The organism is Gordonia marina, assembly GCF_052036135.1.
Taxonomy (GTDB): domain Bacteria; phylum Actinomycetota; class Actinomycetes; order Mycobacteriales; family Mycobacteriaceae; genus Gordonia.
The window spans coordinates 23222-39157 of record NZ_JBPSDN010000029.1; the positions used below are offsets into that span (position 1 = coordinate 23222).

Below are 15936 nucleotides of genomic sequence, written 5' to 3' on the forward strand. Positions count from 1 at the left end.
CAGTAGGCTGTAGGCGATGTCTGACACTGAAAACACCGGTACCCAGATCCCCGCGCAGGCGGGGGTCGTCCCCTCCGATGAGGACGCAGGCGCCGCGGGCGCAGGCACCGAATCCACCGGCGCCTCCGGCACCGAGGGGGAGACGGCCGGCGGCCTGACCGTCGAGGAACTGCGCGACTGGCTGCGCGAATGGGTGTCGACCACCACCGGCCTGCCGATCGAGCAGATCTCCGACGACCGCCCGATGGAGGAGTTCGGTCTCTCGTCCCGCGACGCGGTGGCGCTGGCCGCCGACGTCGAGGACCGCACCGGCGTCATCCTGACCGCGACCGCGGCCTACAACCACCCGACCATCGCGATGCTCGCCAAGCGCATCATCGAGGGCGATCCGGACGAGGGTCTGGACGTCGACGCCGACCGCTACTGGGAACGCGAGCGCAGCGCCGACGACGACATCGCCATCGTCGGCCTCGCCACCCGCTTCCCGAAGGCCGGGCAGACCCCCGAATCGACGTGGGCGGCGCTGATCGCCGGCGTCGACGGCATCACCGACCTGCCCGACGACCGCTGGACCGAGTTCAAGGCCGATCCGCGACTGGCCGAGGTGATCGCCGAGGCCAACGTGCACGGTGGCTACCTGGACGACGTGAAGGGTTTCGACGCCGACTTCTTCCAGATGAGCCCGCGCGAGGTCGAGATGGTCGACCCGCAGCAGCGCCTCGCCCTGGAACTGACCTGGGAGGCGCTGGAGAACGCGCACCTGCCGGCCAGCGACCTGAAGGGCGCGCCGGTCGGCGTGTTCATGGGCACGTCGACCAACGACTACCAGATGCTCGCCACCCTCGGGCTCGGCGAGGGCGCCAGCGAGACCGCCGCGTACGCGCTCACCGGCACCGCGACGTCGATCGTGGCGAACCGGGTGTCGTACTTCTTCGACTTCCGCGGGCCGTCGGTGGCCATCGACACGGCGTGCTCGTCGTCGCTGGTCGCGGTGCACCAGGCGGTGCGCAGCCTGCGCAGCGGCGAGACGGACGTCGCCCTGGCCGGCGGCGTCAACATGATCATCACCCCGGCGGTGACCCTCGGCTTCGACAGCATCGGCGCCCAGGCCAAGGACGGCCGGATCAAGGCCTTCTCGTCCGACGCCGACGGCATGATTCGCGCCGAGGGCGGCGGTGTGTTCGTCCTCAAGCGGATGTCCGACGCCCGGCGCGACGGCGACCAGGTGCTCGCGGTGATCGCCGGTTCGGCGGTCAACTCCGACGGCCGCTCCAACGGCATCTTCGCGCCCAACCCGGAGGCCCAGGTCGACGTCTTGCGCGACGCCTACCGGGACGCGGCGATCGACCCGCGGTCCGTCGACTACATCGAGGCGCACGGCACCGGCACCGTCCTCGGCGACCCGATCGAGGCCGACGCCCTCGGCCGCGTGGTCGGCCGCGGCCGCACCCCGGATGCCCCGGCGCTGCTCGGCTCGGCCAAGACCAACTACGGCCACATGGAGTCGGCGGCCGGCGCGGGCGCGCTGGCCAAGGTGGTGCTGTCGCTGCAGCACGACGTCATCCCGGCGTCGCTCAACTACGTGGGCCCCAACCCGTACATCCAGTTCGAGGCCACCAATCTCAAGGTGAACACCGAGAACTCCGACTGGCCGCGCTACTCCGGCCACGCCGTCGCGGGCCTGTCCGGCTTCGGTTTCGGCGGCACCAACGCGCACGTCGTCGTGCGCGAGGTGCTCCCGTCGGACCTCCAGGGCCCCATGATGGTCGAGCGGAGTCGAGACCAGGACGATGACGACGACCCCATGATGGTCGAGCGGAGTCGAGACCAGGACGATGACGACGACTACCTGACCGAAGCCGAGCGCGCCGTCCTGGCCGCCCAGGCCAAGCAGCCGGAGACCGTCGCCGAGGTCGCCGAGACCGATCCGGCCGAGGGCTTCGCGCCGTGCGCCGTCGCGGCCGCCGGGAGCGAAGCGAGCGGGGCCGATGGGTACAGTCCCGTCATCCCGCTGGTGGTCTCCGGCTTCCTGCCGTCGCGCCGCCGCAAGACCGCGGCCGACCTCGCCGACTGGCTCGAGACCGAGGAGGGCCGGGCCACCCCGCTGGTCGAGATCGGCCGGACCCTGTCGCGCCGGAACCACGGCCGCACCCGGTCGGTCGTGATGGCGCGGACCCACGAGGACGCGCTCAAGGGCCTGCGGGCCGTCGCCGCGGGCAAGGCGCTGCCGTTCGTGTACACCGCGGATTCGCCGGATGCGGCGTCGGCCGTGTGGCTGCTGTCCGGTTTCGGCAGCCAGCACCGCAAGATGGCCAAGCAGCTGTACACCGAGAATCCGGTGTTCGCGAAGTACATCGATCGCGTCGACGAGTGCGTGCAGAACGAACTCGGCTACTCGATCGTCGAGATGTTCCTCGACGACGCGCAGACCTACGGCATCGAGGCCGCGCAGGTCGGGATCTACACCATTCAGGTGGCGCTCGCCGACACCTTGCGGCACTTCGGCGCCGAGCCGGGCGTGCTGGTTCCGCATTCGATGGGTGAGGCGTCGGCCGCGTACATCAGCGGCGGGCTCTCGCTGGAAGACGCCACCCGCGTCATCTGTCAGCGTTCGCGGCTGATGGGCGAGGGCGAGTCGATGCTGTCCGGCGACGACATCCGGCTGATGGCGCTGGTCGAGTACAGCGCCGACGACATCAACGGCGTCCTGGCCGACTACCCCGACCTGGAGATCTGCGTGTACGCCGCGCCGACGCACACGGTGATCGGCGGTCCGGAGCCGCAGGTCGACGCGATCGTCGCGCGCGCCGAGGCCGAGGGCAAACTCGGCCGGAAGTTGCAGACCAAGGGCGCGAGCCACACCTCGCAGATGGATCCGCTGCTCGGCGAGCTGGCCTACGAGCTGACCGGCATCGTGCCGCAGCGCCCGTCGGTCGGCTTCTACAGCTCGGTCGACCGCGAGGTGTTCTACCGCCCGGGTGCCGAGCCGGTGCACACCATCGAGTACTTCACCAAGGGCCTGCGGCACAGTGTCTGGTTCGCCCAGGCGATCGCCAAGACCGTGGAGAACGGCCACCGGACCTTCCTGGAGCTCTCGCCGAACCCGGCGGTGCTCATCTCGGTCGCGGCCGCCGCGTTCGGCGCGGGACTGCACGACGTCGAGCTGATCGAGACCCTCCGCCGCAAGGAGGACGAGAACTACGGTGTGGTCAACGCGCTGATGAAGCTGTGGGTGCACGGCCACCCGGTGAACGTCGGCTCGCTGTTCGGCACCGGCCAGGACCTGCCCTACGCGAACGTCCCGCGCACCCGGTTCGACCGCAAGCCGTACTGGCTCACCGCCGCGGTGAGCAGCGGCTCCGGCCTGACCTCGGTCCCCGGATCGCACGTCGCGCTGCCCGACGGGCGGCACGCGTGGGAGGTGGCCGCGTCCGCGGTCACCGATCCGCGCGAACTGGTCCTCGCCGCGGCCAAGCAGGTGCTGGACGACGCCGCCGTGGCGGCCGCCGACGCGCTCGGCGACCTGCCCGGCGACGGCACGCTGACCACCGTCTACACCCGCCATCCCGGTGGCGGCGCGGTCGCGGTCTTCGCCGACGCCGAGCACGGCCACGCCCTCCTCTTCGAGGCCGCGGTGACGGGTACCGTCCCGGGCCGCCGGCCGGCTGAGCCCTTCGGCTCCGCTCAGGAACCACTGGGCGACGGAGAAGCCCGCGTCGAAGCCACGCCCCCCGCCGCGGAGGACACCGGTTTCGGCGGTGGCCCGGTCGTCGTCGAGGACGAGGTGGTCGACGACATCGGCCGCAAGTGGACCCCGGAGTCGGGGGAGACCGTCGAGCAGCGCCTCGCGCTGATCGTCGGGGAGTCGATGGGCTACGACCCGGACGACCTGCCGCGCGAGATCCCGCTCATCGAGCTGGGCCTGGACTCGCTGATGGCGGTGCGCATCAAGAACCGCGTCGAGTACGAGTTCGACATCCCGCAGCTGCAACTGCAGGCGATGCGGCAGGCGAACCTCGCCGACGTGACCAAGTTCGTGACCTTCGCGGTCGAGAACCGCGACCAGGTCGACCTCCTCGCCTCCGGCACCGCCGACGGCCAGGAACTCGACACCGCCGCCCTCTCCGCCCTGATCGACGAGGCCAACGCCCGCAAGGCCGCGGAGCAGCCGGCCCCCCAGCCCGCCCCGCCGGGCGACGAAGGAGCCCGTGTCGAAACGACGGCCCCTCAGCCCGTTGAGCCGGTGAGGAGCGAAGCGACGAGCCGTGTCGAAACGACCCCCGAACCGGCGCCGCAGCCCCAGTCCACCGACCTGACCGACCAGACCCAGGTCGCCGCGGCGGCGGGCGCGGACGTGCCCCCGCGCGACGCCCCGGAGCGTCTCACCTTCGGCGCCTACGCCGTGGTCACCGGCAAGTCGGCGGGCGGTGTGTTCAACAAGCTCCCCGTCCTCGACGAGGCGACCGCGAAGAAGCTCACCGACCGCCTGAACGACCGCACCGGTGGAAACATCGACGTCGAGGACATCCTCGCCGCCGAGACCATCGAGGAGATGAGCGAGTACGTCCGCCAGCACATGGAAGCGGCGGCCGACATCGACGGTTTCGTGCGGTATCTCCGGGTGCCCGACAAGGACGGCAAGCGCCAGCACGAGTTCGACACGCAAGCGGGCGACCCGATGCCGCTGCTGGTGTTCCACCCGGCGGGCGGCAACACCTCCGCCTACGAGGCGCTGCTCAAGCGGCTGCCCGACGATCAGCCGGTGATCGGTTTCGACCGCGTCGAGGGCACCATCGAGGAGCGGGTGCGCCAGTACCTGCCGAAGCTCCGTGAGATCCAGCCGCACGGCCCGTACGTGCTGTCCGGCTGGTCGCTGGGCGGTGCGCTGGCCTACGGCGCCGCACAGGTGCTGCGCGAGCAGGGCGAGGAGGTGGCCTTCGTCGGCCTCATCGACGTCGTGCGTCCGCGCGAGGAGATGGTCGAGACCCCGGAGACCAAGCGGGCGCGGCTGGAGCGCTGGAAGGACTTCGCGGTCAAGACCTACGACCTCGACGACTCCATCCCGATTCCGATGGACCGCCTGGTGGAGGCCGACGACGACGAGCAGTTCGCCATCATCATGGAGATGATCTCGATGTCCGGCACCAAGATTCCGGGCGGCATCATCGAGCACCAGCGGACGTCGTTCCTGGACAACCGGGCGCTGAGCAACATCCACCCGACCCCGTACGGCGGCAAGGTGGTGCTCTACCGGGCCGACAAGATGCACGACGGCGCCATCGAACTCGAACCGCAGTGGGCGGACATCCCGGAGGACGGGCGCTGGGGCGAGGTGGTCGACGATCTGGAGATCCTGCACATCGGCGGCGACCACCTGTCGATCGTCGACGAGCCTTACGTGGCCCAGGTGGCCGCGGATCTGACGCAGCGGATCGCTGACGTGAACCGGAAGGGAAGCGGCGCATGACCGATCACACCACCGCGGGCAAGCTCGCCGACCTGCGCGCCAAGCTCGAACTGTCCAAGGAGCCGGGCGGCGAGAGGGCGGTCGCCAAGCGCGCCCACAAGGGCATCTGTTCGCCGCGTCAGCGGCTGGAGATGCTGTTCGACCCGGGGACGTTCGTCGAGGTCGGTGCGCTGGTCAAGGCGCCGGGAGCGGGCGAGACCGGGTACGGCGACGGCGTGGTGACCGGACACGGTCTGGTCCACGGGCGGCCGGTCGCCGCGTTCAGCCACGACCAGACGGTGATGGGCGGCAGCGTCGGCGAGATGTTCGGCCGCAAGGTCTCGGCGATCATGGAGTGGGCGGGCAAGCTGGGCTGCCCGATGGTCGGTATCAACGACTCGGCCGGCGCCCGCATCCAGGACGCGGTCACCTCGCTGGCCTGGTACGCCGAGATGGGCCGCCGCAACGACCTGCTGTCGGGCCTGTCGCCGCAGGTCTCGGTGATCCTCGGCAAGTGCGCCGGCGGCGCCGTCTACACCCCGGCGAACACCGACATCCTGGTCGGCGTCGAGGACAAGAGCTACATGTTCGTCACCGGCCCGGACATCCTCAAGGCGGTGAACGGCGAGGACACCTCGGCCGAGGACCTCGGCAGCGCCCACAATCAGGCGCGCTGGGGCAACATCCACCACGTCGCGGAAGACGAGAAGGCCGCGTTCGAGTGGGTCCGCGAGTACCTGGAGTACATGCCGTCGAGCTGGTCCGAGCGGCCCCCGGTGATCAACCCGGGGCTGGAACCGGAGATCACCGAGTCCGATCTGTCGTTGAACGAGTTCATGCCGGACAGCGACAACGCCGGCTATGACATGCGTGACCTGATCGTGAAGATGTTCGACGACGGCGCCTTCCACGAGGTCGGCGAGCTGTTCGCGCCGAACATCCTGACCGGCTTCGCCCGGGTCGACGGCCACAGCGTCGGCATCGTCGCCAACCAGCCGTCGGTGATGGCCGGCACCATCGACACCGACGCATCGGAGAAGGCCACCCGCTTCGTCCGGATCTGCAACGCGTACAGCATTCCGCTGATCTTCCTGGTCGACACCCCGGGCATCCTGCCGGGCGTCGCCGAGGAGGCCAAGGGCACCATCCGTCGTTCCGGCAAGTTCCTCTACGCCTACGTCGAGGCCGACGTCCCGAAGATCACCGTGGTGCTGCGCAAGGCCTACGGCGGCGCGTACGCGGTGATGGGCTGCAAGCAGCTCGGCGCCGACATCAACTTCGCCTGGCCGACCGCCAAGATCGCCGTGATGGGCGCGGAGTCGGCGGCCGTGCTGCTGACCCGCCGCCAGACCGAGGGGCTGTCGGTGCACGACGCGGACAAGGTGCGCCGCGACTTCATCGACTTCTACAACGTGATGATGGCCAACCCGTACCTGGCCGCGGAAAAGGGCTACATCGACGCGGTGATCGAGCCGGCGCAGACGCGCCTGCAACTCCGCAAGGCCCTCGCCCAGCTCCGCGACAAGCACGTGATCCGCGCCCCCCGCAAGCACTACCTGATGCCGATCTAGCGGCGAGAGCGGCGTTTCGACTCGGATTCGCCTAGCGGCTCATCCGGCTCAACGGGCGGCTAGGAGTATCTCAACGGGCGGTCGGAGGATGCAGCCCCTCCGCCGGCTGAGCCAGCCAGGGCGAGTCGATGTGTCGAAGCCACCTTTCTAGAGGCTCGGCGTCGAGGCTCCCTCGCGCGCCGGCTCAGCCGAACACCTCCCGGCCGTCGTCGAAAGAAGCTGTACCGCAACGAGAGTCAGCCCACCGCGGTGCCGAAGGCCGCGCCGATACCGTAGGTGACCGCCATGGCGATCGCGCCGCCGATCACCACGCGCAGGCACGGGCGCAGCGGCTTGGCGCCGCCCAGGAGTGCGCCGAGCGTGCCGGTGACGGCGAGTGCGATCAGTACCGCGATCACCACGACCGGGATACGCCAGCTCTCCGGCGGGAGCAGGACCGCGATCAGCGGCAGCGCGGCACCGAGCGTGAACGACACCGCCGACGAGAGCGCCGCGCCCCACGGCCGGGTGAGTTCCTCCGGGTCGAGATTCAGTTCGGCGTCGGCGTGCGCGGCGAGCGCGTCGTGGGCGGTCAGTTCGGCGGCGACGCGGTGCGCGGTCTCCGGGCTGAGCCCCTTGGCCTCGTAGAGTCCGGCGAGCTCGTCCAGTTCGGCGGCGGGGTCGTCGTGCAGCTCGCGCCGTTCCTTGGCGAGGAGAGCGGCCTCGGTATCGCGCTGGGTGCTCACCGAGACGTATTCGCCGAGTGCCATCGACACCGCACCGGCGGCGAGCGCCGCGATACCGGCGGTGAAGATGGTGCCGCGGTCGCTCGACGCGGCGGCGACGCCGACCACGATGCCCGCGGTCGACACGATGCCGTCGTTGGCGCCGAGTACCCCGGCGCGCAGCCAGTTGAGGCGATTGGCGAGTCCGCTGCGATGCGGCTCGCCGGCGTGCGAGTGCGGGAGATCGGCCGTGGTCTCGGTCATGGCTCATACCGTGCCCGCCGCGCCGGGCACGTGCAAGCAAGGCGAGGCGAGCCTTCCGGTCCTCAGCGCGCGCCAAGACGGAGCGGGATAGGGTCTGGCGCATGGAGAGCTTCGCGGGCCTGCCGCTGCATCCGCTGGTCGTGCATTTCGTCGTCGTGGCCGTGCCGGTGACCGCCCTGGTCGGGATCGTCGTCACGCTGTGGCCCCGCGCCCGGACCGCCCTCGGGGTGTTCCCGCCGGTGCTGGCACTGCTGACGCTGATCTCGGTGCCGATCGCGACCACCGCGGGCGAGGCCCTGTATCGCAAGCTCGGTGAACCGGCGGGCGTCGCCCACCACGCCTCCATCGGCGACTCGCTGATCCTGGCGGTGGGCCCGATGTTCGGGGCGATCGCCATGCAGTGGCTGCTTTACCGTCCGGCGGTCACCGCGCTGATCGACCGCCCCGACGGCACCGCGGGTGACACCCGGTTGCGCTGGCTGCGCCGGTTCGCCGCCCTCGCGGTGATCGCCGCCGCGATCGCCTCGCTGACCATGGTGATCCTGGCCGGCGACAGCGGCGCCCGCGCCGTCTGGGGCTGACCCTCGTCGCCGGAATCCGTCGCTCCACCTCGAATCCGTTCTGCCACCCGAAATGGTCCGGGTGGCAGAACGGAATCGAAGTGGGCGAACGGAGTTCAGGGGGAGGGACGGAATGCGGGCAGATCAGTCGACGGCCAGGACGGTCAGCTGATCCCAGCCGTCGCCCTCCACCTGCCGCGCGATGATGTCCGGGGTGCGCGCGAGGAACGGGTGGATCAGCGCACCGCCGGACCGGAAGTGCTCGCTGGTCGCGTGCGCCGCGAAGCCGTCGTCGGTGTAACCCTCGATCACCACGTACTCGTTCGGGTCGTCGAGGCTGCGCGACCACAGGTACCAGAGGTTGCCCGGCTCGTTCCGGGTGGCCGCGGTGAGCTCAGTGAGGGCGGACGGGAACTCGTCGGCGAGTTCGGGTTTGACGTAGAAGCGAACGGTCACGATCTGCATGCCGCCCACGCTACGGCGCGGCCCGTCCCTACGGGCCCGTACGGCGCGCCCGCTGTCCGGTCGTCGGCCGGATTCCGCCTACCCACTCGCACTCCGTTCATCCACTGGCACTCCGTTCGTCCACACGGAATAGACCGGGTGGACGAACGGAAACCAGGGGGACGGACGGAATGCGGACTCGGGGTCAGTAGCCGGCCGAGCGCATCGGGGCCGGGCTCCACAAGCCGTTCACGGTGCGGTAGCCGAGCTCCAGGTCCGCGGGCTTGGCGTTCGGCACCAGTGGGGTGAACCGCTCCAGGCCGCCCCAGTCACGACCCCAGTTGTTCCGCAGGTAGGTCGGCACCAGGGTGTTCGACAGCAGCGCGTCGGTGATGCCCAGCGGGCCGCCCGACTTGCCGGCCTGCCACGACTGGCTGTTCTTCTGCGTCGCGTCGGCGTCCGGCATGATCCGCCACTGCGGCAGCTCCAGCACGCCGTCGCGGACGGCCATCGGGCGCTGGCACGGGAACACCAGACCGGGCAGCCAGTCGATGAACACCGGGACGGTGCGGCCCACGACGTCGTTCAGCGTGCGCAGCGCGGGTACGCGCGGGGGCGTGAAGGCCACCCATTCGGCGCTCGCGGCGGCGTCGTCGACCACGTTGAGGCGCACCATGGTGGCACCGGGCGGTGCCTCCTTCAGCGGGAAGCGGAGGGTGCGCCAGGTGGACGACGGGTTGAGCGCCATCGCGTCGATCGGCATCTGCGGATGGCCGACCGGGACCACCCGGCCGTCCGGACCGGTGCGGGCGTACTCGGCGACCAGCTTGCGGCCGGGGATCACCGCGCCCAGCGGGTCGATGGCCTGGACGGATCCGGCGGCGGCCACCGCGAGCAGCGGCGACTGTTCCGGAGCCTTCCCGGCCGCGAAGGGCAGCTGGTACCAGTCCGTGGTCACCGACGCGGTGCCAGTGGCCCCGTAGCTGCCGAGGACCGGGGTGGTGGCCGGGTTCAGGCCGTACGGGAGACGCACCACGGTCGCCGGGGCGCTCTGCGTCTGATCGGTGTGATCCGCGTCCTCACCGGTCACCTCTTCGGTGGTCGGCAGGGTGGTGGTGGCCGTGTCGTCGTCGGTGGTGTCGCTGCTGCTCTTCTGCTCCAGCGGGTCGATGTACACGTCCGACGGCACACCGCTCGGCGTGAAACCGTCGTTGTTCCCGGCGAGAGCGGCGGTGGGCGACGGGGCGGGCTTGCCGCCGGTCGCGGCCGGTCGCAGGATCGACGCGTTGACGTCCGACTCGACGAGGACGTCGTTGGCGAGGCCGCATTCGTTGCCGGCCAGCGCGCGGGCGTTCGACTTGGCCCACGACCAGCTGTCGCGCTGCGTCCAGGCGCCCTTGGCGAACGACGCCAGCATGAACAGCACCACGAGGGCGGCGATCACCGGCAGCGGCGAGACCTTGAACCGGTTCAGGCCGGTGCGCTGGTAGCCGGTGCGCTTCTCCTCGTCGACGTAGTCGTTGCGGAAGTAGTACCAGAGGCCCACCAGCGTGGCGATGAGCGCCAGGGCGAGGACCACCCAGCCGAGCTTGATGCCGGCCACCGAGATCGGGCGGTCCCACCACGGGACGCCGTAGCTGCCGACGTACCACCACATGTTGGTGCCGGTGGCCGACACGGCGGTCACCAGCAGCACGGCCGCGGTGAAGAACGCGCGGTTGCTCCGCGAGCGCAGCAGCGCGGGCGACATCATCGCTGCGGTGGCGGCGACGATCGCGGCCCCGATACCGGCGTAGATGCCCAGGTGGTGGGTCCACTTGGTGGGCGTGAACGAGATGAAGAACATGGTGCCGAGCATGATCGCGACCAGGCGCCAGATCGGGGCCCGGGCGACGCCGTTGAGGCGGCTCTTCGACAGCAGCCGGAAGATCACCACGATCAGGCAGAGGAACATCACCAGGATGCCGAAGCGGCGGGAGAAGGTGCCGTCGCCGGTCTGCAGGATCAGGTAGTAGTAGCGGACCGGTTCCTGCCACCACTCGAGGGTCGGCCCGACGTCGCTGGCGACGGTGCTGCCCTCGATGAGCGGCATCAGCGGTTGCCAGTAGAAGATCGCGAACAGCACCGCGGTACCGGCGGCCAGCAGCGGGGCCAGCAGCGGCAGCAGGCCGTCGCGTGTGCGGCGCGACACGATGCCGCGCACCACGGGACGCAGACCGGCCAGCAGAGCGGCCACCGCCATCAGGCCGCCGGGGGCGACGGCCAGGGTGAACGCGCCGACGATCGCCGCCACCGCGTAGGGGAGCAGCCGGCGGGTCGCGATGGAGCGTTCGACGGCGCACCAGGTGAGCAGGGCGCCGATGGCCTCGATGCCCTCGAACCGGATGCCGTTGTTGTAGGGCATCCAGATGGCCAGGAACACCAGGGCCGACGACCAGATCGCGGCCTGGTTGGTGCGTACCGCGCGGCCCAGCCGGGGGATCACCTCGCGGCTCAGCAGCCACCAGCCGAGCAGGCCCATCAGCAGGGCGGGCAGCCGCAGCCACGGGGTGGCGACGCTGACCTGCGTCATCCACGACAGCACCTGGTAGGGCCAGCCGAACGGGTCCTGCGGCACGCCGAAGTAGCGGAAGTAGTTGTCGGCGTAGCCGGCTTCCTTGGTGATGCGGGCGACGGTGATGTTGTAGCCGTCGTCGGAGGTGTTGCCGCCGATCAGCCACCACAGGGCCAGCACGACGGTCACCACGACGTCCGGTGCGCGGATGGTGAACCAGCCGCGGGGCAGGAACCGCTTGTGACCGCGGCCGTCGCGCAGGTCGAGCACCGCGAGGGCGATCAGCGACAGCAGGGTCATCAGGATGCCGAGAATGATCGCGGCCCGCTTGAGCGGGGTGGGGCTGTTGACGAATCGGGTGTCGACGTCGGCGTGCAGAGCGAGACCGGCCGGTGCGGCCGTCGTGCGTGCGGCATCCGGGGACACCAGATCGGAGAAGACGCCGACGATCTGCGGCCGCATGTCGGTGTCGGCGGTCTGGTAGTGCGTGCCGTCGCCCGACATGCCCTTGACCTGCGCGACGACGCCGTCGGCGCCGCCCTTCAGCTCGAAGGAGCAGTTCGGATTCGCCTGCGCCGCTTGACGATCCACCGACAGCAGCAGAACATCACGCACCGTCATGTTGATCTGGGAGTCGGTCGCGCGGACGAACAGGCCGCGGGCGGTGGCCTGCTTGCCGGCCGCCGGGACGGTCGACATCAGCACGCCGCCGGAGGCAGGCAGGTCCTTGGCGAGCGAACACGGCACGCTCGCGGTCATCGAGGTCGGGACGAAGGCCACCAGCGGTGCGGTGACGTTGCTGACCACCTGGTGCTGCGGCCAGTCGAGGGTGGTGCTGCGCTGCTGAACCGGGAGCAGCGGGGTGGCGATCGCCAGGATCAGGCCGAGCAGACCGGTCACCGTGGCCACCAGTTTGGTGACCCGGTAGTCGTTCGCGGTGAACACGCGCCAGCGCGAGTTGTTCCCGGTCGGCGTGGCGGCGGTATCGGCGGGATCAGTCACGGGGGCGTTCTCCGGGCTCATTTCGACGGCTCCACACGGATCGATCCGGCGCGGGCCAGGCCCGACTGTGTCACTTGCCGGGTACGGACGACGGCGACGGCGGCGTTCGGGGCGAGCGGAGCGAGCCGCTCGACCGTGCCCCAGTCCTGGTGCCAGTCGTCCTTGAGGTAGGTGGGGACCACGGTGGGCTTGGTGGTGGACTCGTAGATCGACAGCAGGCCACCGCCGCTCGTCGCCATCCACGTCTTGGACTGCATGTTGAGGGTCACGTAGTCGGGCATGATCCGCCACTGCGGTACCTGCGCGACGCCGTGCGTCACCGACAGCGGGTGCTGGCAGGGGAAGAAGGCGCCGACCGCGAAGTCGATGAGCACCGGGTCCTGCGAGCCGACGAGCTGCTGCAAGGTCTGCAGCTTGGGGGCGCGTGGCGGCGTGATGCCGATGAACTGCATGGCGCCGAGGTTGGTGTCATCGAGCTTGAGCCGCATCACGGTGGCGCGCGGCGGGACCGCCGACATCGGCACGCGCAGATTGCGCCACGGGCGGTTGGCCACGCGCGGCCCCGGATCGATGGGCAGCGTGTTGTGTCCGACCTGCACGAATTCGCCGTTCGGGCCGGGACGGCCGAACTGCACCACCAGCGACTGCCCGGGCACGTGATTGCCGTTGGCGTCGAAGGAGTCGACGGCACCGGCGGTGGCGAAGACCAGCAGCGGCGATGCCGAGCGGTCGGGCAGCCGGTACCAGCCGGTCTCCAGGTGGGCGTTGCCCTGGTAGCCGTAGCTGCCGAGGATCGGGGTGGTGGCCGGGTTCAGGCCGAACGGCAGCGCGACGGTGGACCCGTTGACCGTCTTCGGCCCGGTGCCGCCGGTGGTGCCCGCGCCGAGCGTGCCGAGCGTGGAGAACGGCTTCGAGGTGGAGCCGGCGACATGCATCTGACCGGGGCGCGAGGTGATCGGATCGGTCGTCAGGTCGCTCGCGACGCCGTCCGGCGTGAAACCGACGTTGACCGAACCGTTCAGTGCCGCGGTCTGCGACTCGCCGCCGGCCGGGACCAGCAGGTTCGCGTTCGGGTCGGGCTCGGCGAGGACCTTGTCGGCCAGCCCGCACGACGAGCTGCGCAGCGAGTCGACGTTGTTGCTGAAACCGGTGACCGCGGGCTCCCGGGTCACCACCGCCTTGGCGAAGAAGGCGAGCGTGGCCAGCACCATCAGGGCGGCGATCACCGTGATCGGCGACGAAGCCACTGCGAGCCGTCGTCGGTCGGCGGCCGAATCCGCTTCGCCCGCGGCGTGATGCGCCATGCCGCGGTTGGGCACGTAGTCCAGGCGGAGCGTCTGCCACAGCGCGATGGCGACCGCGATCACCGCGAACACCAGCAGGATCGACGACAGCTGGAAGCCCTTGATCGTCGGGGCCTGGTCGAACCACGAGATGCCGTACCGGTAGACGTACGGCCAGGCGTTGTACCCGGCGGCGACCGCGGCCAGGCCGAAGAGCAGACCGGCGACGAAGACCGTCAGATTGCGCGACGACCGCGCCGCGGCCTGCGCCACCGCCAGGGTGCCGGTGGCGGCCAGCGCCGCGCCGAGCCCGGCGAAGACACCGAACTGGATGGTCCACTTGATCGGCAGGAAGAAGAACAGGAGCAGGGTCACCGCGAAGGCGCCGACCAGCCGCCACGCGGGGCGGGCGTTGACGCCGTCGATCCGCCCGCGGCGCAGCAGGACCGCCGCGGTCACGATGGCGCCGGCGAACAGCAGCATCACCGGGATGCGACGCGCGATGCTGCCGTCGGGGGTGGTGACCGAGAGGAAGTAGTAGCGCAGGAACTCCTGGCTCCAGGGGATCACCGGCCCGGTCTGGTACTTGATCTTGAGGGCTTCGAGCACCGTCATCAGCGTCTGATCGCGGAACACCACCACCAGCACGATGAGGGCGGCGGCGCCGATCGGCGCGAGCAGCGACAGCAGCGGGTCTTCCCGGCGGCGCTGCGCGAGGATCGCCAGCAGTGCGCGGGCGCAGACCAGCAGGATGGCGAGGCCGATCACACCCTGAGGGGCCAGCGTCAGGGTGAACGCGGCGGCCGTCGCGGCGAGCGCGGCGGGCAGCAGCTGGCGCGAGGCGATGGACTTCTCCGCCGCCCACCAGGTGAGCAGCGAACCGAGCACGATGATGCCCTCGGTCCGCAGGCCCGAGCAGAACGGCAGCCAGAAGGCCAGGAAGACCGAGGCGGCGGCCCAGCCGGTCCAGCCGGTGGCGCGGATCGCGGTGCCCAGCCGGGGCAGCATCACGCGGCTGAGCAGGAACCACGACGCCAGGCCGGCGATCAGCGCCGGGAGGTGCATCCACACGATCGAGGTGCTGACGTGACCCCACACCGCGAGGAAGCTGTAGTACCAGTCGAACGGTGCCTCGGCGACGCCGTAGTAGCGGTAGTAGTTCGAGAGGTAGCCGGAGGACTCGGCGGCGCGGCCCATGTTGAAGATGTAGCCGTCGTCGGGAGCACCGGCGCCGAGGAACAGCCAGATCAGCAGGACGACAGTGACCACCATGTCGGTGACGCGCGGCCGGAACGAGCGCAGCCATCGCGCACCGACCGCGGACACCGAGTTCGGTGCGGCGCCGTCGGCGGGCGGACCGCGGTAGCCGCGCAGCTTGTCGAGGCAGTACAGCGCGAACAGGGCGACGAGGGCCGCGATCACCGCGATCACCATGACGGCGATCTTCAGCGCGGTGGCGCTCGACTCGTAGCGGTTGTCGACGGTCAGCGTCGACCGCATACCCGCGGTCTGCAGCGCGTGCACCTGCGCGGTGTCCAGCGAGGTGAAGAAGCCGTCGACCTGCGGCCGCTTGTCCGGCGGCAGGGTGGTGGCCGGGCCGAGCCCGACGAACTGGGCGCCCGCCCCGGCCGGGGAGGAGAAGATCCGCAGGTTCTTACACCGGTCGGAGGTCAGTTCGGCGTGGGTGGCGCTGGCCGCCGCCGTCGAACGGAAGAGGACGTTCACCCGCTCGCCGCGATTGTTGACCACCAGCCCGTTGTTGGCGAGCCGCGACGCCTTGAGCGGCATCGTGGCCAGCAGCGGGCCGTCGGACGTCGCGGCCGCCGCCAGCGCACGGCAGGGGATCACGACGTTCAGCGCCTGCGGGGTCTGCGCGATCAGCGGGGCGACCACCGACGGGTCGTCGTGGTTCAGCCGCTGACCCTGCGGCCACGTGATCGTCGCCTCGGTGGTCTTCACCGGAAGGAACGGGACGGCCAGCGCCGCGACGACGGCCACCAGGCCGGCGACGGCGGCGAGCATCCGCGCTTGCGGGGCCGACAACAGCGCCTTTTGCGGCGAACGCTCGGGCTCTTCGGTTTCTGTTGTCGCTACCGGCACGTTTGTCG

Annotated in this window: 7 protein-coding genes; 3 read left to right on the forward strand and 4 right to left on the reverse strand. The window is 70.4% G+C overall.

Annotated elements, in window-relative coordinates; translation table 11 throughout:
• The first annotated feature begins 16 nt into the window (after positions 1-16).
• Positions 17-5467 carry a polyketide synthase Pks13 gene (gene pks13, locus ACSEEN_RS16255; protein ID WP_440713742.1) on the forward strand — a complete coding sequence of 1817 codons (5451 nt, stop codon included), beginning with the start codon at positions 17-19 and terminating at the stop codon, positions 5465-5467.
• Entirely contained in the window at positions 5464-7017 is a 1554-nt protein-coding gene (locus ACSEEN_RS16260) for an acyl-CoA carboxylase subunit beta (protein WP_440713743.1), read from the forward strand. Before pks13 ends, ACSEEN_RS16260 begins: the two co-directional genes overlap by 4 nt.
• Positions 7018-7253: 236 nt before the next feature.
• Here ACSEEN_RS16260 and ACSEEN_RS16265 read toward each other — a convergent pair whose 3' ends face one another.
• On the reverse strand, positions 7254-7985 hold the full coding sequence (locus ACSEEN_RS16265; protein ID WP_247865734.1) for a VIT1/CCC1 transporter family protein: 732 nt from the start codon (positions 7983-7985) through the stop codon (positions 7254-7256).
• 101 nt (positions 7986-8086) lie between these two features.
• Between ACSEEN_RS16265 and ACSEEN_RS16270 the strand changes: the two genes are divergently transcribed.
• Positions 8087-8566, forward strand: a complete 480-nt coding sequence (locus tag ACSEEN_RS16270; RefSeq protein ID WP_440713744.1) for a DUF2231 domain-containing protein — start codon at positions 8087-8089, stop codon at positions 8564-8566.
• A 123-nt stretch (positions 8567-8689) separates the two neighbouring features.
• Here the strand turns inward: ACSEEN_RS16270 and ACSEEN_RS16275 are convergent, their stop codons facing one another.
• From ACSEEN_RS16275 to ACSEEN_RS16285, 3 genes are all read right to left on the reverse strand, one after another.
• Positions 8690-9010, reverse strand: coding sequence for a putative quinol monooxygenase (locus tag ACSEEN_RS16275; RefSeq protein WP_440713745.1), 321 nt, complete (start codon positions 9008-9010; stop codon positions 8690-8692).
• 184 nt (positions 9011-9194) lie between these two features.
• Positions 9195-12566, reverse strand: coding sequence for an arabinosyltransferase domain-containing protein (locus ACSEEN_RS16280; RefSeq protein WP_440713746.1), 3372 nt, complete (start codon positions 12564-12566; stop codon positions 9195-9197).
• Positions 12563-15850: an arabinosyltransferase domain-containing protein gene (locus tag ACSEEN_RS16285; RefSeq protein WP_440713754.1), complete on the reverse strand. Its 3288-nt coding sequence runs from the start codon at positions 15848-15850 to the stop codon at positions 12563-12565. Before ACSEEN_RS16285 ends, ACSEEN_RS16280 begins: the two co-directional genes overlap by 4 nt.
• Between the last annotated feature and the right edge of the window lie 86 nt (positions 15851-15936).

What these genes read in the sequence shown, in the direction of transcription:
- ACSEEN_RS16265 (WP_247865734.1), bottom strand. Translation starts at nt 7,985, where the DNA reads ATGACCGAGACCACGGCCGATCTCCCGCACTCGCACGCCGGCGAGCCG.
- ACSEEN_RS16275 (WP_440713745.1), bottom strand. Translation starts at nt 9,010, where the DNA reads ATGCAGATCGTGACCGTTCGCTTCTACGTCAAACCCGAACTCGCCGAC.
- ACSEEN_RS16280 (WP_440713746.1), bottom strand. Translation starts at nt 12,566, where the DNA reads ATGAGCCCGGAGAACGCCCCCGTGACTGATCCCGCCGATACCGCCGCC.
- ACSEEN_RS16270 (WP_440713744.1), top strand. Translation starts at nt 8,087, where the DNA reads ATGGAGAGCTTCGCGGGCCTGCCGCTGCATCCGCTGGTCGTGCATTTC.
- ACSEEN_RS16285 (WP_440713754.1), bottom strand. Translation starts at nt 15,850, where the DNA reads ATGCTCGCCGCCGTCGCCGGCCTGGTGGCCGTCGTCGCGGCGCTGGCC.
- ACSEEN_RS16260 (WP_440713743.1), top strand. Translation starts at nt 5,464, where the DNA reads ATGACCGATCACACCACCGCGGGCAAGCTCGCCGACCTGCGCGCCAAG.
- pks13 (WP_440713742.1), top strand. Translation starts at nt 17, where the DNA reads ATGTCTGACACTGAAAACACCGGTACCCAGATCCCCGCGCAGGCGGGG.